Raw genomic sequence first — 21623 nt, 5'->3', positions numbered from 1 at the left:
AGACCGGCGGTCTTAAATTATGCGGAAAGTTATTCTGCCGCAGCAGGCATTTTACCTTCTTGCGCCGGGCGTTCTGTCAGACGCTTCTCAAAATTAGCGTTATATTGCTTTTTCTGCTCCGGCGTCAGAACGTTATAAATTTTATTCTGGGTTTCCATATGCGCCAGCATATTGGCCTTGCGCTGCGCTTCCATTTTCGTAATTTGCGCTTCGGCTTTGGCTTTATCGAAGGTATCGCTGGCGATAATATCATGCATGGCGCGACGCTCTTCCAGCGGCGGACGTTTCATTTGCTCGCGCTGCGCTTTCATAATGTCGCGAATTTGTTGCTTCTGTGCGTCCGTCAGGTTCAGGTTTTTAAACATCATATCGTGATGTGGGCCAAATTTACCTTTATGCTGCATCATTGGCTTCGCATCCGCTGGCGCGGCGGTGGTAGTCTCAGCGGCATGAGCGAGATTCGCAGCACCCATCGCCAGGGTAGAGGCAACAAATAGAGCAGTCAGTTTACGCATATTTCCATCCTTCCTTTCAGTTATTTTTACGGCATATTTAAAACAGCGCCGTGTTGTCGTGATTAACTTTAACCGTCTTAGCGTCAATTAGTCATAACAACGGTAAAACAATGAAAGTATAAAAAACACTTTTTCGCCAATTGTGAAGAAAAAAAGAATAAATTGCGCAGAGTTGAAAGAGAAATATACAACAGCATGATATAGCAGAAATTATGCAGAACTATAACGCAGCAACGCTTATTAATAAAGCAATTCTCCAGGAATAATCCGTAATAGCATGAAACTGTGTCCCAAATCATCCCTGTAATCCTAACGTGAGCTTACAGGGACATTTATCAGGGCAGTCTTTCCAGCATTAATCCAGCCCGCAATCCGCAGGCGACAGAGGGATTAGGAAAGAGAACATATTCAACGTCATGCGTCACCGTCACGCGCTTATCCCCCTCCTCGGCCAGCAACGTTCCCTTCGCAAAGGCAGTAAAATTCAGCGTTTGCGCATCCATATAAAGCGCGAACTTGTCGCTGTGACGCGTGATTTGCGACACCACCCGATAGCGTAGCGGCGGCGAAAACGAGGTTGACGTTTCGACACCGCTCAGCAACGCCGACAACGCCTGCGAGGTTACGTTGAACTGCGTCAGATCGTTTTGCCCAAACGGCAACGCCTTTCCCAACTCCAGCGTACAGGAAAGCGCGCCGAAATGTTCAGAGCTAAAGTGCGTAAACGTACCGCCGGGCGCCTGATGAAATACCAACGCCTCCAGTCCTGCCGCGCCCAGCCACGCCAGAAAATCCGCCTCCCACGGGCGGTCGCGCTGCGGCAATACGCCAAAACGCAAATGATGCGAGCCACGAATGGCGGTATGCAGATCCAGATGCCAGCGTACCCGCGCATGGCCAGATGAAAAGAAGGTCTCCAGACTGAGCTCCAGCTCACGCGCCCGCCGCGTTTCATCGCTTTCGGCAAAGGACTGCCAACGCCCGCCAAACATACGGTTCATATCGCTGTGACAATAGCGTATTCCCGCCGCCAGCGCCTGCGGATTGCCGAGTACCACCAGCACTCGCCACGTTAACGTCAAGCTGCCTGAATACAGCGCCGACAGCAGCTTATCCAGCATCTCGACCGGCGCGGTTTCATTGCCGTGTATCCCCGCAGAAAGAATTAACGCGCGGTCGACCGGCGCATCGGGCGTGAGTTCAAGCAGACCATGGCTTAACCAGCGCCAGCGAAAACCCGCGCCCTTCCCCTGCGTCACCCGTGGTGTCGTGCCACTTAGCGTCAACGCCAGAAAGTTATCCATCAGCCGCCCCCGTTTGCTGGAAAGGATAAACCGACCCCAAATCCAGCAGACGCGTTAACACATCCAGCGCCTCCCGGCCTTCTCGCAATAATAACGGATCGGCCAGATCGGCGGCGGTCAGGCGATCGCGATAATAACGATCCGCCCACGCGTTAAGGGCCGTAAACAGAGCGTCATTCATCATTACCGCTGGATTCACCGCCCGTCGTTCTTCTTCTGTTAACACCACGCGTAATCGCAGACAGGCCGGGCCGCCGCCGTTGGCCATACTTTCTCGCAAATCAAACACCTGCATCGCGCTGATGGGGTTATCCTCCGCCACCAGCTTATTCAGATAGCGCCAGACGCCGGCATGGTCCTGACAGTCCCGCGGCAACACTAACAGCATTGAGCCGTCGTCACGGCTTAGCAACTGACTATTAAACAGGTAGGTCGCCACAGCATCTGATACAGAAACCTCTCCGGCGGGCACCTCTATCGCCATAAAACCGTCAACGCGCGTACGCAACTGATTAATGAGCACTTTCTGCCGGGCAAACGCCGCTTCGTGACAAAACAATACCTGTCGATTCGAAACGGCGATGACATCATTATGGAATACGCCTTGATCGATGACCTCCGGGTTCTGCTGAGCGAAGATAACCTGTTGCGGATTCACCTGATTAAGACGCGCCACGGCCTCGCTGGCTTCGCGGCTCTGGCGCGCCGGATAACGAGCGGGTCGTATTTCATTCTCCTCTTCGCGCCCATAGACAAAAAGCTGCACGCCTGCCGAACCATACTCGCCGCCAAGACGGTTATGATTCGCCGCGCCTTCATCTCCCAATAATGCGACCTGCGGTAACGCGCTATGCACTGAAAACTGACTTTCATCGCGAAATATGGCGCGTAGCAGCGCTTCGGTAACAGGCGCCTCAAGAGCGCGATGAAATTTATTGTTTAAATTCGCCACCGTCAGGTGAACTTTCCCGTCCAGCGAGTCTGCCGATGGGCAAACCGTCGCCGCATTCGCAACCCACATTGGCGACGCGGAACTCACGCTGGAAAGCCAGCGTGGCGCCTGACGCGCAACCTTATCCAGAATCTGCTCATCGCTACCCGTGAAGCCGAGCTGACGCAACGCCGGAATAAAAGGCCGCTCATGCGGCGGGATCACCGCCTGGGGAAAGCCGGCATCCGCCAGAGCTTTCATCTTTAGCAGCCCCTGTTTTACCGCCAGACGAGGATTCGACACCTGAAAACGGTGGCGGGTCGATGCCTCATTGCCGAAGGATAGCCCGGCATAATGGTGCGTAAGCCCCACCAGCCCGTCAAAATTAACTTCATGCGCCGTCATACCGCCTCCCTGCGAGAAAAGTCGAGGCCGGGGCTTAATGTCGCAGGCAACGTTAGTTCGGGAGATTCCAGACTGGCCATCGGCCAGGCGCAATAATCGGCGGCATACCAGGCGCTGGGCCGATGGTTGCCAGACGCGCCGACACCACCAAACGGCGCAGTACTCGCTGCCCCGGTGAGCGGTTTATTCCAGTTAACGATCCCTGCCCGCGCCTCCAACAAGAGCTGTTCGAACTGCGCGCGATCCGTCGACACCAGCCCACACGACAGACCAAAACGGGTATTATTCGCCAGACGAATCGCTTCATCGAAATGCGCATAACGCCAGACGTTCAGCAGCGGACCAAACACCTCTTCATCCGGCACATCCGCGACGCCCGTCAGCTCAATGATGCCAGGCGTCAGCAGAGAGGTTCCCTCTTTGACCTTCCGCAGCGCCAGTAGCGTGCGACCGCCTAATGCCTCTCGTTGACGCCAGGCCTCCATCACATGCTGTGCCGCCTGCGCTGAAATCAGTCCGCCGATAAACGGCTGCGGGTCGTCGTCCCATCTGCCGGGCTGCAGACGTCCGGCGACGTCAACCAGCCGCGCCAGAAATGCATCTCCCTGCGCACCCTGTTTTACCAGAAGGCGTCGCGCGCAGGTACAGCGCTGTCCGGCGGTAATAAACGCCGATTGCAGCGTCAGATGTACCGCCGCATCCATATTTGTCGCATCCTCAATAATGAGCGGATTGTTTCCGCCCATTTCAAGGGCCAGGATTTTTTCCGGCTGGCCGGATAGCTGACGATGAAGCTGATATCCGGTACTGGCGCTGCCGGTAAACAGCAGTCCGTCGAGATCGTCGAGCGAACTCAGCGCTTGTCCGGTCTCCCGGCCGCCCTGCACCAGATTAAGAACGCCTGCCGGTAACCCCGCCCGTTCCCAGAGTTTTATTACCGTTTCCCCGGTCCATGGCGTTAGCTCGCTAGGTTTGAAGATCAGCGTATTGCCTGCCAGCAACGCGGGCACAATATGGCCATTCGGTAAATGGCCGGGAAAGTTATAAGGGCCGAATACCGCCAGCACACCGTGAGGACGATGGCGCAGCGTCGCGGCACCATCGACAAGTTCGCTTTTTTGTTCGCCGGTTCTGGCATGGTAAGCCTTAATCGAGATGGCAATCTTATTGATCATCGCCGTCACTTCCGTCGCCGCCTCCCAGCGCGGTTTACCGGTTTCACGCGCGATGACCTCCGTGAGATCGGCTTTATGCGCCTCCAGCAGGACGGCAAATTTCTCTACGATAGCCTGCCGTGCCGCAAAAGGCTGTCTGGCCCAACGAGGAAATGCCGCGCGCGCCGCCTGACAGGCCTCGGCGACCTGTGCCGCATTAGCGTCATTCCCCTGCCAAAGTATCTCCCCGCTCACCGGATTCGTTTTGCGGCGGCGTTCGCCCTGACCGGTTATCCAGTCGCCGTTTATCCATAGCGTCATACGGTTTTCTCCTCAGCGCAAAGGCGTACCAGCCGAACGTGGTCGCCCGCGCGACATTTCAGCGCATCCAACTGCGCGGCGGTAAGTACAAGTCGTGAAGTCTGCGGATCGGCACGCACCAGCGCGGCCCGAAAGTGGTGATAGTTTTCATTGGCGACCAGACATGCCGGATAGTCGCCAGGCGCGGGTTGCCCTTCCGCGACTTCGACCAGTCGGCTTTTACGAATAGCCCGCACGCGGTCAATATCACACTCCAGCGTCGGCCCACCGTCGAAGATGTCGATATAGTGGCGATAGCGAAAGCCTTCCTTTTCCAGCACCGCGCGGGCTGGCGCAGTTTGCGGGTGGACTTCGCCAATCACGGCCTGTGCCTCTTCAGATAAGAAGTGGGTATAAATAGGATGTTTGGGCATCAGCTCGGCGATAAACGCTTTTTGCCCGGTACCGCATAAAAAATCCGCCCGGCTGAAATCCATAGAAAAAAAGCGTTTGCCGAGACTTTGCCAGAAGGGAGAATAACCGTACTCGTCAATGACGCCGCGCATTTCCGCCACCACTTTCTCATTGAATTTATCGCGAAACGCGGCCATAAACATAAAGCGCGATTTTGACAACAGGTAGCCGTTACCCTCTTTACGCCATTCGGGATCGAGAAACAGCGTGCAAAGCTCACTGCTGCCAGTGTGATCATTACTCAGGAATAATGTTGGCAACGCGTTATATACATTCAGCTCTTTGGAAGCATGAACCAGCGTACCGACACGATAGTTATACCAGGGGTCGTTAAGACCGACCGCGACCTCAATGGCGCAGATCCCGCCGACCTCACCCGTTTCACTGTCCTCGAGAACGAATACATACCCTTGTTCGCCTTTTGGCAGCTCGCCGGACCAGGTTTTTAGCGCGCGTTCAATGCGGGCCGCCAGCGTCGCTTCATTTGCCGGTAGCGAGGTTAAGCCGCCGCCCGTTTTGCCTGCAAGCTGCATCAGCGCGGCGATATCCGCATGTTCGACAGGACGAATCACCCGCATGATGCGCCTCCCGTCTGAAGGCGTTCGCACGCCAGGGCAAAACGATCAAGCCCGGTGGCTATCTCCTCGTCGCTCACATTTAACGCTGGCGCAAAACGCACCACGTCGCCACCGGCAATGAGCACCATCACGCCTGCTTTTGCCGCTTCCTGGGCGATGAGTTTGGCTTTTCCGGCAAACTCCGTCTGTAGCACACAGCCAAGCAGTAGCCCCAGACCGCGAATTTCACTGAACATGCCAAAACGTACATTAAGGGTATTTAGGCGCTCAATAAACGCATCGTGGCGCTGTCTGACGCCGTTTTGCATCTCCGGCGTATTGATGATATCCAGTACTTTTCCGGCAACTGCCGTCGCCAGCGGATTACCGCCGTAGGTGGTGCCATGCGTGCCTGGCGTCATGACGCTGGCATAGTCTTGCGTGGTCAGCATCGCGCCGATCGGGAAGCCGCCACCCAACGCTTTAGCAGTCGTCAGGATATCGGGCGTAACGCCATAATGCATATATGCATACAGTTCGCCGGTACGTCCGACGCCCGTCTGCACCTCATCAAAAATCAGTAACGCCTGATGCCGGTCGCACAATTCACGCAGCCCCTGCAAAAAAGCTTTCGTGGCGGGGATCACGCCGCCCTCGCCCTGCACCGGTTCTACGATCACGGCGCAGGTATTGTCATCAATGAGCGCGCTGGCGGAGTTTAGATCGTTATAGGCTGCATGACGAATATCCGGCGGCAGCGGCGCAAAGTCCTGTGAATAGGTGGGTTGACCGCCAGCGCTGACGGTAAAGAGCGTGCGGCCATGGAACGCGTTTTTAAAGGCCACAATGCCGCTTTTATGGTTGCCGACACGATCGTGGGCATATTTGCGCGCCAGTTTTAATGCAGCTTCATTTGCTTCAGCGCCTGAATTACAAAAGAAAACGCGTTCGGCGAAGGTCGCGTCGATCAGTTTTTTCGCCAGTCGCAGCGCCGGTTCATTGGTGTAACCGTTCCCGGTATGCCAGAAGCGATTCGCCTGTTCATTTAACGCCTCGCGCAGCGCCGGATGCGCATGTCCCAATGCGTTGACCGCGATCCCGCCAGCAAAATCAATGTACTCTTTCCCCTGCTGATCCCACAGGCGTGAGCCTTCTCCGCGTACAGGAATAAAAGGCGCGGGAACATATACCGGCACCATCCATTCATCAAAGTTTTCGCGCGTAACTGACAGAGACATAGCGACCTCTTTTGGTAAAAATAAAGTTATTTATATGTTAATTAATATGAGTGTTTGCGCTGTAAATGTAGATTGCAGCATTCGTGCCAGCCAGCGTTAACATTGCATAAACAGAAGTGATAAACGGTAAATCAATGGGTTACAGCGTAGCGATATTCACTTTTACTGCATGAAAAGTGAATATTTCCGCATAATCGGTGGCTAAAAAGAGGAAAAAGCGAGATATTATTCAGTTGCCAAATATAATTCTGGAATTGTGATCTTATACGAAATTTACTGGAAATTACCGCCCCGTTCTGGCGCATCTGCACGCAAACTGTGCCATTTTCGCGCTATAGAAAACACCATACGCTTCCATTGGCCGAATCTGACGATGAGTGGCAGTCACCCGGTAAAATTTCTGCTACCATCCCAACACGATTCACCTTGCAAAGTGGCAGTGACTATGAAATTTGTCTCTTTTAATATCAACGGCCTGCGCGCCCGTCCCCATCAGCTTGAAGCGATTGTCGAAAAACACCAGCCCGATGTGATCGGTCTACAGGAGACAAAAGTCCACGACGAAATGTTCCCGCTCGAAGAGGTCGCGAAGCTGGGCTATAACGTTTTCTATCATGGACAAAAAGGCCATTACGGCGTCGCGCTGCTAACAAAAGCCACGCCCATTTCCGTCAGACGCGGTTTCCCGGATGATGGCGAAGAGGCGCAACGCCGCATTATCATGGCGGAAATCCCCTCGCCGCTGGGTAATATTACCGTCATTAACGGCTATTTCCCGCAGGGGGAAAGCCGGGATCATCCGTTGAAGTTCCCCGCGAAAGCGCAGTTTTACCAGAACTTGCAAAACTATCTTGAAACGGAACTCAAGTGCGATAATCCGGTATTAATTATGGGCGACATGAATATCAGTCCGACCGATCTGGATATTGGCATCGGCGAAGAGAACCGCAAACGCTGGCTGCGTACCGGTAAATGCTCCTTCCTGCCGGAGGAGCGTGAATGGATGTCACGGTTACTGAAGTGGGGATTAGTGGACACGTTCCGTGAGGCGAATCCGCAAACGATGGATAAATTTTCGTGGTTTGATTACCGCTCAAAAGGTTTCGTGGATAATCGCGGACTGCGCATCGATCTCTTGCTGGCAAGCGCTCCGCTGGCGGAACGTTGCGCAGAAACCGGTATAGACTACGACATTCGCAGTATGGAAAAACCCTCCGACCATGCGCCGGTCTGGGCGACGTTTCGTGTTTGATTCCGCTTTCTGATTAACCGTAAGGCCGGGATAGCGCGACGCTTCCCGGCAGGAATAACGACCTTAACGACAATGATAAAAAAACTCGATGTTGTTGCCGCCATCATTGAACGCGACGGCAAAATACTGCTGGCCCAGCGCCCAGTTCATGCGGATCAAGCCGGTTTATGGGAGTTTGCCGGCGGTAAAGTCGAACCCGGCGAAACCCAACCGCAGGCGCTTATCCGCGAGCTACGCGAAGAGTTAGGGATTGACGCCACGCCCGGCGTCTATATCGCCAGCCATCAACGCGACGTGTCTGGCCGACGAATTCATTTGCACGCCTGGCATGTGCCTGCGTTTAACGGTCTGATACGTGCGCTGGAACATCAGGCCTTAGCCTGGTGTACGCCGGAAGAGGCGTTGGAATACCCCCTCGCCCCGGCGGATATTCCGCTATTGCAGGCGTTTATGGCTTTACGCGACGCCAGACTAACGGATTCGTGCTGATGGTTTTTTCGTCACGCTGGCACTGGAGCACGACGCCTTCCACTTTTATTACCGCGCCTTCGGAGTAATTCTGATCCTGGTAAACGCAGCACTGAATGCAGGGCTGGGATGACTGACCGCGCGTGCTGAAAACTTCCGGCGGGACATTCACCTGAATATCAGGACGACTGTTTTGGTTTGCCAGCCCGACCATTGGCATTATCGCCATCACGGCGACCACGAGGCTTCGGCGCATAGGATTTCCTTATTTTTCCAAGTATATTCTCAGTATAACGGTAAGCCGCCGTGAAAACTTTAATCCTCTTTTGTCATCGCTTTTAGTTATGACCCTCTCCCCGTTATGAATTTACTTAGCAGCGTCATTTTTTTCTTGCTTACCGTCACATTGCTGATGGTATAGTCGAAAACTGCAAATACATATTCTGATAAAACGCAAATACAACCACATTAATATATAAGAGGTTTTTATATCTATGGATCAGACATGTTCTCTGGAATCGTTCCTCAACCATGTACAAAAGCGCGACCCGCATCAAACCGAGTTCGCGCAAGCCGTCCGTGAAGTCATGACCACCCTGTGGCCGTTTCTTGAACAAAACCCCCGTTACCGCCACATGTCTTTACTGGAACGTTTGGTTGAACCAGAGCGCGTAATTCAGTTTCGCGTAGTGTGGCTGGACGACAAAAACCAGGTGCAGGTAAATCGCGCCTGGCGCGTGCAGTTCAACTCTGCTATCGGCCCCTATAAAGGCGGTATGCGCTTCCATCCTTCGGTAAACCTTTCCATCCTTAAGTTCCTCGGCTTTGAGCAAACCTTTAAAAATGCCCTCACCACGTTGCCGATGGGCGGCGGTAAAGGCGGCAGCGATTTCGATCCGAAAGGGAAAAGCGAAGGCGAAGTGATGCGTTTCTGCCAGGCGCTGATGACTGAACTATATCGCCATTTAGGGCCGGATACCGACGTGCCGGCCGGGGATATCGGCGTGGGCGGGCGCGAAGTGGGCTTTATGGCGGGAATGATGCGCAAGCTTTCCAATAACAGCGCCTGCGTCTTCACCGGCAAAGGGCTTTCCTTCGGCGGCAGCCTGATTCGCCCGGAGGCGACGGGCTATGGCCTGGTCTACTTCACCGAAGCGATGCTTAAACGTCATGGTCTCGGTTTTGAAGGGATGCGCGTCGCCGTGTCCGGCTCCGGCAACGTCGCGCAATACGCCATTGAGAAAGCGATGGCCTTTGGCGCGCGCGTGGTTACCGCGTCGGATTCGAGCGGGACGGTGGTCGATGAAAGTGGCTTCACGCCAGAGAAGCTGGCGCGGCTGTGTGAAATTAAAGCCAGCCGTGACGGTCGCGTCGCTGACTACGCCCGTGAGTTTGGCTTAACCTATCTGGAAGGCCAGCAGCCCTGGAGCGTACCGGTGGATATCGCCCTGCCATGCGCGACGCAGAACGAACTGGACGTTGACGCCGCGCGCGTACTGATTGCCAATGGCGTAAAAGCCGTGGCGGAAGGGGCAAATATGCCAACCACGATTGAAGCGACCGATCTCTTCCTTGAAGCGGGAGTACTGTTTGCGCCGGGTAAAGCCGCCAACGCGGGCGGCGTGGCGACATCGGGGCTGGAAATGGCGCAGAACGCCGCGCGGTTGAGCTGGAAAGCCGAGAAAGTGGACGCCCGTCTGCATCACATTATGCTGGATATCCACCACGCCTGTGTCGAGTACGGCGGCGATAATAAGCATACCAACTACGTTCAGGGCGCCAACATCGCCGGTTTCGTGAAAGTCGCCGACGCCATGCTGGCGCAGGGCGTCATTTAATCCCGTCGTCAGGCCAGATGGCTTTACGCTTATTCGGTCTGACGGCCTGTCTCCTCAGCAGGCGGGCTTTTTTTGCCCGCTCGCTTACGCGGCGCGCTTTTTTTCTTTTCTCCACCGCCTGGCGCGACTATCCCTCTGAAACGCTTCACCGGCGTGCGCTTAGCCTGATCGATCAGCTGATATAACGTGCCGACCAGCGGTTGCATAAAATCCTGGTAACGGCACTGCTTTTCGCTGATTTGCGTCAAAACAGATTCCCAGTGCGCGGTCATATCTGGACGGGCCGCCATTTCCGGCAGCGAATGTATTAACGCTTTGCCAGCATCGGTAGAATGAATGTAGCGCCCTTTTTTGGTCAGAAAGCTACGTTTGAACAGCAGCTCGATAATCCCGGCGCGCGTGGCTTCCGTCCCCAGCCCATCGGTCGCGCGCAGGATCTTTTTCAGATCTTTATCCTGCACGAAGCGGGCAATTCCGGTCATCGCGGAAAGCAATGTCGCATCAGTGAAATGACGCGGCGGCTGGGTTTGGCGTTCGACCACTTCCCCCTTTTCACACAGCAACTCATCACCTTTGGCGACAACCGGCAGCGGCGTACCGTCGTTTTCCTCGTCGCGCTCTTTACTGCCCAGTAACGTCCGCCAACCGGCTTCCGCCAGAAAACGCGCTTTGGCGACAAATTTCCCTTTGGCGATTTCCAGTTCAATAACGCATTTACGAAACACCGCGTCCGGGCAGAACTGCATCAGATACTGACGCGCAATCAGGGTGTACACTTTCGCTTCGTTTTCCGTCAGATGGACAGAAGAACTACGCGCCGTCGGGATAATCGCGTGGTGCGCATCCACTTTTTTATCATCCCAGCAGCGATTGCGCGTATCAGGATTAACCACAGACTGCGGCAGTAAATCCGGGGCGTGGACGCTAATCGCGTTCATGACCGCCTGCCGTCCGGCAAAGTGTTCTTCCGGCAGATAACGGCAGTCGGAACGCGGATAGGTAATCAGTTTGTGGGTTTCATATAGCTTCTGACAAATATCAAGCACGTTTTGCGCGCTCAGGCCAAAGCGTTTGGCGGCTTCAATCTGTAGCGTCGAGAGCGAAAACGGCAGCGGCGCGGATTCTGATTCCCGTTTATCATTATAACTGGTTACCAGCGCGGGCTGACCGTTGATTCGGTTCACTACATGCTCCGCCAGCGGACGATGAAGCAAGCGCCCCTCTTCATCCTGATAAGGTTCGCACGCCTCGCTCGGCTGCCAGATAGCGGTAAAACGCTCGTCGGCAGGCGTAACGATGTGCGCCTTCACTTCAAAGAAGTCTTTGGCGACGAAGTTCTCAATCTCTTCGTCTCGCCGCACCACCAGCCCCAGTACCGGCGTCTGCACGCGTCCCACGGATAACACGCCCTGATAGCCGGCATTCCGGCCCAGGATCGTGTAAGCGCGGGTCATATTAATGCCATACAGCCAGTCCGCTCGCGCTCGCGCCAGCGCGGAGACGCACAGCGGCACGAAGTCGCTGTTCGCCCGCATCCTGTCAATAGCACGCTCGACCGCCTGCGGGTTAAGGTCGTTTATCAGACAACGCCGCACCTGCTGGCGCTTTTCGGCAGGAAGCTGGAGATAATCCAGCACTTCATCAACCAGAAGCTGCCCTTCGCGATCCGGGTCGCCGGCGTGAATAATTTCACCGGCTTGATGCAAAAAGCGCTTAATCACATTGAGCTGTTTGGTGACGGAAGGACGAGGCTGAAGCTGCCATTTTTCCGGCACGATAGGCAGGTCAGCCAGATTCCAGCGCGCATAACGGCTGTCATACGCATCCGGCTGCGCCTGTTCCAGCAAATGACCAATACACCAGGTGACGACCTGCCCGTTTCCGCACTCAATAAAACCATCGCCTTTACGGTGCGGTTTTGGCAGCACATCCGCAATGGCGCGCCCCAGACTCGGTTTTTCGGCAATAAACAACCGCATCAGGTTAACGAATCTCAACCATAGCGCGACCGCCGCGGGCCTCGACCAGTTCGCCAATCGCGGTCAGATCGATACCAAATTCCGCCGCGGTGGCTTTAACATCGTCTTCGGCGTCCGGCGTTACCGCCAACAACAGACCGCCTGACGTTTGCGGATCGCACAGCAGGCTACGAACTTCACGCGACATGTCGCCCATCAAATGACCATAGCTGGCGAAGTTGCGCTCTGTGCCGCCCGGTACGGCGCCCAGAGCAATATACTCTTCCACGCCCGGCAGTTTAGGGATGTCCTGATAGCAAAGCAGCGCCTGCACGCCTGCGCCCTGGCACATCTCGCTCAGGTGCCCCAGCAGGCCAAAACCGGTAACGTCAGTCATAGCTTTTACGCCGTCTATATTGGCAAACGCCGCGCCAGCAACGTTCATCCGACACATGACTTCCGTCGCCAGCCCCTGATGTTCAGGTTTAAGCAGCGATTTTTTCTCGGCGGTGGTCAACACGCCAATCCCCAACGGTTTGGTCAGAAAGAGTTTGCATCCCGCCTGCGCGGTACTGTTTTTCTTCACCCGTTCGGTCGGCACTACGCCTGTGACCGCGAGACCAAAGATCGGCTCCGGGGCGTCAATAGAGTGTCCGCCCGCCAGCGCGATACCGGCCTGACGGCAGGCAAAACGCCCCCCCTCGGTCACTTCACGCGCAATATCGGGCGACAGGGTATTAATCGGCCAGCCAAGGATCGCGATCGCCATAATCGGTTTGCCGCCCATCGCAAAAATATCGCTGATGGCGTTTGTTGCCGCAATGCGGCCAAAATCAAACGGGTTGTCGACTATCGGCATAAAGAAGTCGGTGGTGCTGATAATACTGGTGCCATTACCCAGATCGTAAACCGCCGCATCATCGCGGGTTTCATTACCCACCAGCAGGTTCGGGTCGACGAACTTCGCCTGCTCGCTATGCAGGATAGTCTCCAGCACTTTAGGGGAAATTTTACAACCGCAACCAGCGCCGTGGCTGTATTGCGTTAAACGAATGGCTTGCTCGCTCATGGACATCTCCTGTCATTGCATTCGCGCTATGGTAGCGCTCATTCCCTGATGTGGTAAGTATCACTGTCTGAATTACCGCGCCTTTGCTCAGAATCCAGACAGTTTTATCCCTCAGCGTCAGAAATAACGCACAAACGGCGTGGGGTCGGGGGTACTGATCGTCGTTGACGCTTTGAGCTGCGGCGTGCCGAGATAGAGAAAACCAACAATTTTATCCTGCGGGCGGCACTCAAAGGCTTCCCGCACGATAGCGCTCTCCGTTAATGCGCCGCTACGCCAGATACCATTAAACCCTTGCGCAATCGCCGCCATTTGCATCGCCATCACCGCGCATCCGGCAGACATCTCCTGCTCCCACACTGGAACCTTATGGTTTTCTTCGCATTTCGCCACCACGGTAATGATCAGCGGCGCGCGAAACGGCGCATTACGCGCTTTTTCGATCGCTTTCTCATCGCCTCCGGCAGCGACAGCGCCTCGTTCAAGCACGGCGCTGAAGCGGTCGCGCCCCTCTCCTTCAATCACAAAAAAACGCCACGGCTGTAGAGATTTATGATCGGGAACACGCATTCCCGCCCGCAGAATGTTCTGTAATTGCTCTCCGACAGGCGCCGGTTCTGCGAGACGAGAGGCGCTACGACGGTTGACCAGCAGTTCTAGTGCATCCATTTGATTAACTCCAGCAATGATATTTATTCACAAAATTAACACGGGAGCGGATTTTGTTACAGCGCAGGCAGTGATTCCTGCTGACAACTGCCTGATGGGTCATTACGATAGCCACATCTTAATGCTTTATCCTCACCAAGGTATAAGCGTTGTTACTCAGATAGGGAGAATACATGCGAACCCTGTGGCGATTTATTGCCGGATTTTTTAAATGGACGTGGCGAGTGTTGAACTTCGTCCGTGAAATGGTACTCAACCTGTTCTTTATTTTTTTGGTTCTGGTGGGCGTTGGGATCTGGATGCAGATCGGTAACGGCAGCAACAGTGAGCAAACGGCGCGCGGCGCTCTGCTGCTGGATATTTCCGGCGTCATTGTGGATAAACCCTCCACCAATCACCGTCTGGGCGCGCTGGGACGCCAGTTATTTGGCGCCAGCTCCGACCGTCTGCAGGAAAACTCCCTGTTTGACATCGTCAACGCTATTCGTCAGGCGAAAGATGACCGTAACATCACGGGTATCGTTCTGGATCTGAAAAACTTCACCGGCGCCGATCAGCCGTCAATGCGCTATATCGGTAAAGCGCTGCGCGAATTCCGCGACAGCGGCAAACCGGTTTTTGCCGTGGGTGAAAACTACAGCCAGGGTCAGTATTACCTCGCCAGTTTCGCCAATAAAATTTGGCTTTCCCCACAGGGTCAGGTAGATCTTCACGGCTTCGCTACGAATGGCCTGTACTACAAAACGCTGCTGGATAAACTGAAAGTCTCTACCCACGTTTTCCGGGTCGGCACCTATAAATCCGCCGTCGAGCCGTTTATCCGCGACGATATGTCGCCCGCCGCCCGCGAGGCCGACAGCCGCTGGATAGGCGAACTGTGGCAGAACTACCTGAATACCGTTTCCGCCAATCGCCAGATTTCGCCGCAACAACTCTTCCCCGGCGCGCAGGCTATTATCGACGGGTTAACTAGCGTGGGCGGCGACACCGCCAAATATGCGCTCGACCATAAACTGGTGGACGCCCTCGCCTCCAGCGCAGATGTTGAAAAATCGCTGACGAAGCAGTTTGGCTGGAGCAAAACCGAAAATAACTATCGCGCGATCAGCTATTACGATTATTCGCTGAAAACGCCTGCGGATACCGGCGGTACTATTGCGGTTATTTTCGCCAATGGCGCGATTATGGATGGCGAAGAAACGCCAGGGAATGTCGGCGGCGACACTACGGCATCGCAGATCCGCGACACACGCCTTGATCCTAAAGTGAAAGCGATTGTGCTGCGCGTCAATAGCCCAGGCGGTAGCGTCAACGCCTCCGAAGTTATCCGCGCCGAACTGGCGGCAGCAAGAGCGGCTGGCAAACCGGTGGTGGTCTCAATGGGCGGCATGGCGGCCTCCGGCGGTTACTGGATCTCTACGCCGGCAAACTATATCGTGGCCAGCCCCAGCACGCTGACGGGTTCAATTGGCATCTTCGGCGTCATCAATACGGTGGAAAACAGCCTGTCGTCGATTGGCGTACACAGCGACGGCGTTTCCACCTCGCCGCTGGCGGATATTTCGATGACCAAAGCGCTGTCACCGGAAGTGCAGCAGATGATGCAACTCAGTATTGAGTACGGCTACAAACGCTTTATCACACTGGTGGCAGACGCGCGTAAGCGTACGCCGGAGCAGATTGATAAAATCGCACAAGGCCATGTCTGGACCGGAGAAGACGCGAAAGCCAATGGTCTGGTGGACAGTCTCGGCGACTTTGACGACGCCGTCGCCAAAGCGGCGGAGCTGGCGAAACTGAAACAGTGGCATCTTGATTACTATCAGGACGAACCGACGGTCCTTGATATGGTCATGGACAGTATGACCGGATCAGTACGCGCCATGCTGCCGGAGGCCATTCAGGCGATGCTCCCGGCGCCGCTCGTTTCCGCCGCCAACACGGTGAAGGCCGAGGGGGATAAACTGGCGGCATTTAACGATCCGCAAAACCGTTATGCGTTCTGTTTGACTTGCGCGAACGTTCGCTAATGCTTCATCAATAGCCATACCGGATGGCGGCGTCTGCTCATAGCCGCCATCCGATAATCATTAATACGTCCTTCGCGACACGACTGAACATTATCATGCAAAAGAAATCAATTTACGTTGCCTATACCGGCGGCACTATCGGTATGCAGCGCTCAGATAAAGGGTATATCCCGGTGTCCGGGCACCTTCAGCGTCAGCTGGCGCTGATGCCGGAATTCCACCGCCCGGAGATGCCGGATTTTACCATCCATGAATATGCCCCGCTGATGGATTCATCAGATATGACGCCGGAAGACTGGCAGCATATCGCTGCAGATATCAAAGCGCACTACGATGAGTATGACGGTTTTGTTATTCTGCACGGCACCGACACGATGGCGTTTACCGCATCGGCGCTCTCTTTCATGCTGGAAAATCTGGGCAAACCGGTCATTGTGACAGGGTCACAAATTCCGCTGGCTGAGCTGCGCTCCGACGGGCAAATTAATTTGCTGAATGCGCTTTATGTCGCCGCCAACTACCCTATTAATGAAGTAACGCTGTTTTTTAATAATCGTCTGTTCCGCGGCAATCGCACGACCAAAGCCCATGCGGATGGTTTTGACGCTTTTGCCTCTCCTAATCTGCCGCCCTTGCTGGAGGCAGGAATTCACATTCGCCGTTTAAATACGCCTCCCGCACCCTACGGTTCTGGTGAATTAATCGTTCACCCTATTACGCCGCAGCCGATAGGCGTAGTGACGATTTATCCGGGGATTTCCGCCGAGGTAGTACGTAACTTTCTGCGTCAGCCGGTAAAAGCGCTGATTCTGCGCTCTTATGGCGTAGGCAACGCGCCGCAAAATAAAGCGTTTTTACAGGAGCTGAAAGAGGCCAGTTCGCGCGGCATCGTGGTGGTTAACCTGACGCAATGCATGTCAGGGCGAGTCAATATGGGCGGGTACGCTACCGGTAATGCGCTGGCGCACGCTGGCGTGATTGGCGGTGCCGATATGACTGTCGAAGCCACCTTAACCAAACTGCATTATTTGTTAAGCCAGGGTCTGGACACTCAGGCGATTCGTAGCGCGATGGCGCAAAACTTGCGTGGTGAATTGACGCCGGATGATTAAAAAATCCCGACGACAAGGAGAAGATAATGACAAACCGGGCCTTATTACTGGTCGACTTGCAAAATGACTTTTGCGCCGGCGGCGCGCTGGCTGTAGCGGAAGGCGACAGCACCATCGACATCGCCAACGCTCTTATTGACTGGTGCCAGCCCCGGCAGATTCCGGTGCTGGCCAGCCAGGACTGGCATCCCGCGCAGCATGGCAGCTTCGCCAGCCAGCATCAGGCGGAACCCTATAGTCAGGGAAAGCTGGACGGGCTGCCGCAAACGCTCTGGCCGGATCACTGCGTTCAACATACCGACGGCGCGGCGTTACATCCCCTGCTTAACCAACATGCGATTGACGCCTGTATCTATAAGGGTGAAAACCCGCTGATTGATAGCTACAGCGCGTTTTTTGACAACGAACATCGGCAGAAAACTACCCTTGATACCTGGCTTCGCGAGCATGACGTTACCGAGCTTATCGTGATGGGGTTGGCGACCGATTACTGCGTAAAATTTACGGTGCTGGATGCGCTAGAGTTGGGCTATGCCGTTAACGTTATCACCGATGGCTGTCGCGGCGTGAATATTCACCCGCAGGATAGCGCACACGCGTTTATGGAGATGGCGGCGGCAGGCGCGACGCTGTATACGCTGGCAGACTGGGAAGAGACGCAGGGCCAGGCTATCGCCAGGTAGCGGAGCAGGTATCGTATCCGGTCAATACATCACGCAACGGTGAGACCATTGCATAGATCTTTGGGCCGGATACGTCACGTCAGCGTCGCTACCAGGCAAAGCTCAACGCAGGCTGGAGAGCGCTTCTAACAAAACAGATTAAAAAGCGCGGGCTGGCTGGCGCAATGTTCTGGGAATAAGGCACCGATGACAATAATCAGTTAGCGAAACAGTTGGCGGACTCGATGTACATTAAGCGTTAATGGGTAAAAATATGGCGGGCCTGTGCCTGGCAGCAATGAGCAGGCCCGGTAAGCACAACGCATTGGCAATGAAACCGCCGGATGGCGGCTACCTCTTATCCGGCTGCCGTTACTGCATTTTCAATGTCGCAATCGGCTTTGACGTAATACCGAAATCCGCTTTGAGCTGCTGCTTGCTTTTCATCACCATCTGACCGTGAGTATCGATCGTCATATGTTGTGCTTCGGTATTGTGCCGCGCCTGCCATAGCATCACCAGTTGCAGGCTGTTTTCTTTCTGTTCCGGCGTCAACGCCACGCCATCCGGCCATTTACCCAGCTCAACGGCGGTGGATAAACGTTGATACACTTCCGGCGTCATGCTGTTAATGATCTCATCAAGATTCATGATGTGTCCGCTCCTGTGGAATAATTTGCTGAATCGTTTTTTCAGCCTTTCAGTTGATCGCCGTTTTTCTCGTCAGAAAAGGCCAGCGAGGCCGAGTTAACGCAATAGCGCTCACCGGTTGGCTGCGGCCCGTCCGGGAAAACGTGTCCGAGATGCGCATCGCAGTTACCGCAACGAATTTCGACACGCTGCATGCCATGAGAAAAATCGTCTATGTAACGAATCGCCTCTTCGCTGACGGGCTGGTAAAAGCTAGGCCAGCCGCAGCCTGAATCGTATTTGGTGTGGGAGTGAAAAAGCGGCGTATCACAGACCAGGCAGTGATAAACCCCATCGCGTTTATTATGTAGCAGGCGTCCGGTAAATGGCGGTTCTGTGCCACGATCCTGCGTCACATAGAATTGCATTTCGGACAATTTTTTCTTGAGTTCTTCTGCTGAAGGTTGGTTAGCCATTTGCTCACATCTCACTTTAAACGTGCTCACATTGCCTGACCGATTCTAACAAAACATTAACACCTCAGTACCAACTTTTGTTCTAAACTTGATCATTGCGAAATGGCGGCTCACGAATCGTGACTGATGTCACATTATTATCTCGGTTGCCCTTTAAAATTCGGGGCGGCGCCCCCATGTGGTTTCAAGCCGAAAGGAAGAGTGAGGCGAATCAGCCGCGCAAAGGTTGTGCAGAGGATTGATTTGTCGCAATGATTGACACGATTCCGCTTGACGCTGCGTAAGGTTTTTGTAATTTTACAGGCAACCTTTTATTCACTAACAAATAGCTGGTGGAATATATGACTATCAAAGTAGGTATCAACGGTTTTGGCCGTATCGGTCGCATTGTTTTCCGTGCTGCTCAGAAACGTTCTGACATCGAGATCGTTGCAATCAACGACCTGTTAGACGCAGAGTACATGGCATACATGCTGAAATATGACTCCACTCACGGCCGTTTCGACGGTACTGTTGAAGTGAAAGACGGTCATCTGATCGTTAACGGTAAAAAAATCCGTGTTACCGCTGAACGCGATCCGGCTAACCTGAAATGGGACGAAGTTGGTGTTGACGTAGTGGCTGAAGCTACCGGTATCTTCCTGACTGACGAAACCGCGCGTAAACACATCACCGCTGGCGCGAAAAAAGTGGTTCTGACGGGTCCGTCTAAAGACAACACCCCAATGTTTGTTAAAGGCGCTAACTTTGACAAATACGAAGGCCAGGACATCGTTTCCAACGCTTCCTGCACCACCAACTGCCTGGCGCCGCTGGCTAAAGTTATCAACGACAACTTCGGCATCATCGAAGGTCTGATGACTACTGTTCACGCGACTACCGCAACCCAGAAAACCGTTGACGGCCCGTCTCACAAAGACTGGCGCGGCGGCCGCGGCGCATCTCAGAACATCATCCCGTCCTCTACTGGCGCTGCTAAAGCGGTAGGTAAAGTACTGCCGGAACTGAATGGCAAACTGACTGGTATGGCGTTCCGCGTTCCGACTCCGAACGTATCCGTTGTTGACCTGACCGTTCGTCTGGAAAAAGCGGCTACCTACGAGCAGATCAAAGCTGCTGTTAAAGCTGCTGCCGAAGGCGAAATGAAAGGCGTTCTGGGTTACACCGAAGACGACGTTGTATCTACCGATTTCAACGGCGAAGTATGCACTTCCGTGTTCGATGCTAAAGCAGGCATCGCGCTGAACGACAACTTCGTGAAACTGGTCTCCTGGTACGATAACGAAACCGGTTACTCCAACAAAGTACTGGACCTGATTGCTCACATCTCCAAATAAGTTGAGATGACACAGTCATTGGTAAGAGCGACTCAGGTCGCTCTTTTTTTTGCTTAAAGATATACCCGTCATACTTCAAGTTGCAGGTGTGTTGGCTATGCTTTCTCACCCGAATCACTGACGGAAGTCGAACTTATCGGGATGAATCAGGGATGTCCATGTCCCTGGCCGGAGATGACCTACGGTTGTTCAAATTCGTTCCCGATGAATTTGTCGTTCACTTGCCGCGTTACTCGGCCTGCGGCCTGGCCTCTACGGGCCAGCGCAAGCACTGGTCAAGGCACAAGCGCCTTGTCATGCAACTCGAATTATTTAGGGTTAGAGGATTGCGTAATGATTAATAAAATTTTTGCCCTCCCGGTTATCGAACAGCTTACCCCTGTCCTTTCCCGTCGTCAGCTTGATGACCTGGATCTGATCGTCGTTGACCATCCGCAGGTTAAAGCCTCTTTTGCATTACAGGGCGCGCACCTTCTCTCCTGGAAACCCGTTGGCGAGGAAGAGGTATTGTGGCTCAGTAATAATACGCCTTTCAAAACCGGCGTGGCGCTACGCGGCGGTGTACCGATCTGCTGGCCCTGGTTTGGACCTGCGGCTCAACAGGGTCTACCGTCACACGGCTTTGCGCGTAATCTACCGTGGGCGCTAAAAGCGCATAATGAAGATGATAATGGCGTAATGCTGACATTTGAGCTGCAAAGCAGTGAGGCCACCCGGAAATACTGGCCGCACGATTTCACGCTGCTGGCACGTTTTAAAGTGGGCAAAACCTGTGAAATTGAACTGGAAGCGCATGGCGAGTTTGCAACCACATCCGCGCTCCACAGCTATTTTAACGTTGGCGACATCGCCAACGTTAAGGTCAGCGGACTCGGCGATCGGTTTATTGATAAAGTTAACGACGCTAAAGAAGGTGTCCTGGCCGGCGGTATACAAACCTTTCCGGACCGTACCGATCGCGTTTACCTCAATCCTGAAGCATGTAGCGTGATCCACGATGCGACATTAAACCGCACGATTGATGTGGTCCACCACCATCACCTTAACGTCGTAGGCTGGAACCCTGGCCCGGCGTTGTCCGTCAGCATGGGCGACATGCCGGATGACGGCTATAAAACGTTTGTCTGCGTTGAAACGGTTTACGCTACTGCGCCGCAACAAGCCACAGAAGAAAAACCCTCTCGTCTGGCGCAGACTATCTGCGTCGCTAAACGCTAAAAGTGAATGGATAACGGCGTTGCTAT

At 54.2% G+C, this 21623-nt stretch carries 20 protein-coding genes; 8 read left to right on the top strand and 12 right to left on the bottom strand.

From position 1 onward, the window contains the following. Positions 1 to 29: 29 nt before the first annotated feature. From spy to J4650_RS01250, 6 genes are all read right to left on the bottom strand, one after another. Entirely contained in the window at positions 30 to 515 is a 486-nt protein-coding gene (gene spy / locus J4650_RS01275; protein ID WP_001229001.1) for an ATP-independent periplasmic protein-refolding chaperone Spy, read from the bottom strand. Between the two features lie 335 nt (positions 516 to 850). Next, positions 851 to 1819 carry a succinylglutamate desuccinylase gene (astE, locus tag J4650_RS01270; RefSeq protein ID WP_023993750.1) on the bottom strand — a complete coding sequence of 323 codons (969 nt, stop codon included), beginning with the start codon at positions 1817 to 1819 and terminating at the stop codon, positions 851 to 853. Continuing rightward, positions 1812 to 3155, bottom strand: coding sequence for an N-succinylarginine dihydrolase (astB, locus tag J4650_RS01265; RefSeq protein WP_208231557.1), 1344 nt, complete (start codon positions 3153 to 3155; stop codon positions 1812 to 1814). Before astB ends, astE begins: the two co-directional genes overlap by 8 nt. After that, positions 3152 to 4630: a succinylglutamate-semialdehyde dehydrogenase gene (gene astD, locus J4650_RS01260; protein ID WP_023993748.1), complete on the bottom strand. Its 1479-nt coding sequence runs from the start codon at positions 4628 to 4630 to the stop codon at positions 3152 to 3154. Before astD ends, astB begins: the two co-directional genes overlap by 4 nt. Continuing rightward, positions 4627 to 5661, bottom strand: coding sequence for an arginine N-succinyltransferase (astA, locus tag J4650_RS01255; RefSeq protein ID WP_023993747.1), 1035 nt, complete (start codon positions 5659 to 5661; stop codon positions 4627 to 4629). The genes astD and astA overlap by 4 nt, the downstream gene beginning before the upstream one ends. Further along, the gene (locus tag J4650_RS01250) at positions 5652 to 6878 is read right to left on the bottom strand and encodes an aspartate aminotransferase family protein (protein ID WP_001534648.1); all 1227 of its coding nucleotides are present in this window, start codon (positions 6876 to 6878) and stop codon (positions 5652 to 5654) included. The genes astA and J4650_RS01250 overlap by 10 nt, the downstream gene beginning before the upstream one ends. A gap of 445 nt (positions 6879 to 7323) precedes the next feature. On the opposite strand from J4650_RS01250, the gene xthA reads away from it, so the two are divergent. After that, positions 7324 to 8130, top strand: coding sequence for an exodeoxyribonuclease III (xthA, locus tag J4650_RS01245; protein ID WP_000673951.1), 807 nt, complete (start codon positions 7324 to 7326; stop codon positions 8128 to 8130). Positions 8131 to 8202: 72 nt separating this feature from the next. Continuing rightward, complete coding sequence (locus J4650_RS01240; RefSeq protein ID WP_000592146.1) at positions 8203 to 8619, top strand: pyrimidine (deoxy)nucleoside triphosphate diphosphatase; 417 nt, start codon at positions 8203 to 8205, stop codon at positions 8617 to 8619. On the opposite strand, the gene J4650_RS01235 is transcribed toward J4650_RS01240, so the two are convergent. After that, positions 8579 to 8854 carry a YnjH family protein gene (locus J4650_RS01235; RefSeq protein ID WP_001254683.1) on the bottom strand — a complete coding sequence of 92 codons (276 nt, stop codon included), beginning with the start codon at positions 8852 to 8854 and terminating at the stop codon, positions 8579 to 8581. The genes J4650_RS01240 and J4650_RS01235 overlap by 41 nt on opposite strands. Before the next feature lie 238 nt (positions 8855 to 9092). On the opposite strand from J4650_RS01235, the gene gdhA reads away from it, so the two are divergent. Further along, entirely contained in the window at positions 9093 to 10436 is a 1344-nt protein-coding gene (gdhA, locus tag J4650_RS01230; protein WP_000372865.1) for an NADP-specific glutamate dehydrogenase, read from the top strand. A 29-nt stretch (positions 10437 to 10465) separates the two neighbouring features. Here the strand turns inward: gdhA and topB are convergent, their stop codons facing one another. From topB to J4650_RS01215, 3 genes are all read right to left on the bottom strand, one after another. Beyond that, entirely contained in the window at positions 10466 to 12415 is a 1950-nt protein-coding gene (gene topB, locus J4650_RS01225; protein WP_124234954.1) for a DNA topoisomerase III, read from the bottom strand. Positions 12416 to 12419: 4 nt separating this feature from the next. After that, positions 12420 to 13463 (bottom strand): selenide, water dikinase SelD, encoded by a 1044-nt coding sequence (selD, locus tag J4650_RS01220; RefSeq protein ID WP_001294900.1) that lies wholly within the window; start codon positions 13461 to 13463, stop codon positions 12420 to 12422. Positions 13464 to 13580: 117 nt separating this feature from the next. Beyond that, positions 13581 to 14132 carry an NAD(P)H nitroreductase gene (locus J4650_RS01215; RefSeq protein WP_023202065.1) on the bottom strand — a complete coding sequence of 184 codons (552 nt, stop codon included), beginning with the start codon at positions 14130 to 14132 and terminating at the stop codon, positions 13581 to 13583. A 173-nt stretch (positions 14133 to 14305) separates the two neighbouring features. Between J4650_RS01215 and sppA the strand changes: the two genes are divergently transcribed. The 3 genes from sppA to pncA all read left to right on the top strand — a co-directional run bounded on the left by sppA (position 14306) and on the right by pncA (position 17957). Beyond that, positions 14306 to 16162, top strand: coding sequence for a signal peptide peptidase SppA (sppA, locus tag J4650_RS01210; protein WP_023993746.1), 1857 nt, complete (start codon positions 14306 to 14308; stop codon positions 16160 to 16162). A gap of 95 nt (positions 16163 to 16257) precedes the next feature. Further along, on the top strand, positions 16258 to 17274 hold the full coding sequence (gene ansA, locus J4650_RS01205; protein WP_001170134.1) for an asparaginase: 1017 nt from the start codon (positions 16258 to 16260) through the stop codon (positions 17272 to 17274). Between the two features lie 26 nt (positions 17275 to 17300). Further along, positions 17301 to 17957 (top strand): bifunctional nicotinamidase/pyrazinamidase, encoded by a 657-nt coding sequence (gene pncA, locus J4650_RS01200; RefSeq protein WP_023993745.1) that lies wholly within the window; start codon positions 17301 to 17303, stop codon positions 17955 to 17957. Between the two features lie 351 nt (positions 17958 to 18308). Here pncA and J4650_RS01195 read toward each other — a convergent pair whose 3' ends face one another. Beyond that, positions 18309 to 18587, bottom strand: a complete 279-nt coding sequence (locus tag J4650_RS01195; RefSeq protein WP_001046864.1) for a YeaC family protein — start codon at positions 18585 to 18587, stop codon at positions 18309 to 18311. A 41-nt stretch (positions 18588 to 18628) separates the two neighbouring features. Beyond that, the gene (gene msrB / locus J4650_RS01190) at positions 18629 to 19042 is read right to left on the bottom strand and encodes a peptide-methionine (R)-S-oxide reductase MsrB (protein WP_001519539.1); all 414 of its coding nucleotides are present in this window, start codon (positions 19040 to 19042) and stop codon (positions 18629 to 18631) included. A gap of 341 nt (positions 19043 to 19383) precedes the next feature. Here msrB and gapA point away from each other — a divergent pair, with 341 nt between their 5' ends. Together gapA and J4650_RS01180 are read left to right on the top strand one after the other, a co-directional pair. Then, positions 19384 to 20379 (top strand): glyceraldehyde-3-phosphate dehydrogenase, encoded by a 996-nt coding sequence (gene gapA, locus J4650_RS01185; RefSeq protein ID WP_000153505.1) that lies wholly within the window; start codon positions 19384 to 19386, stop codon positions 20377 to 20379. 333 nt (positions 20380 to 20712) lie between these two features. Next, entirely contained in the window at positions 20713 to 21597 is an 885-nt protein-coding gene (locus tag J4650_RS01180) for a D-hexose-6-phosphate mutarotase (protein WP_000608660.1), read from the top strand. Positions 21598 to 21623: the final 26 nt, after the last annotated feature.

This window comes from Salmonella sp. 32120201201600049SM (genome assembly GCF_017572835.1).
Lineage (GTDB): Bacteria > Pseudomonadota > Gammaproteobacteria > Enterobacterales > Enterobacteriaceae > Salmonella > Salmonella enterica.
The sequence above is the reverse complement of the archived record's forward strand: the minus strand, read 5'-3'. Positions and strand labels throughout refer to the sequence as shown.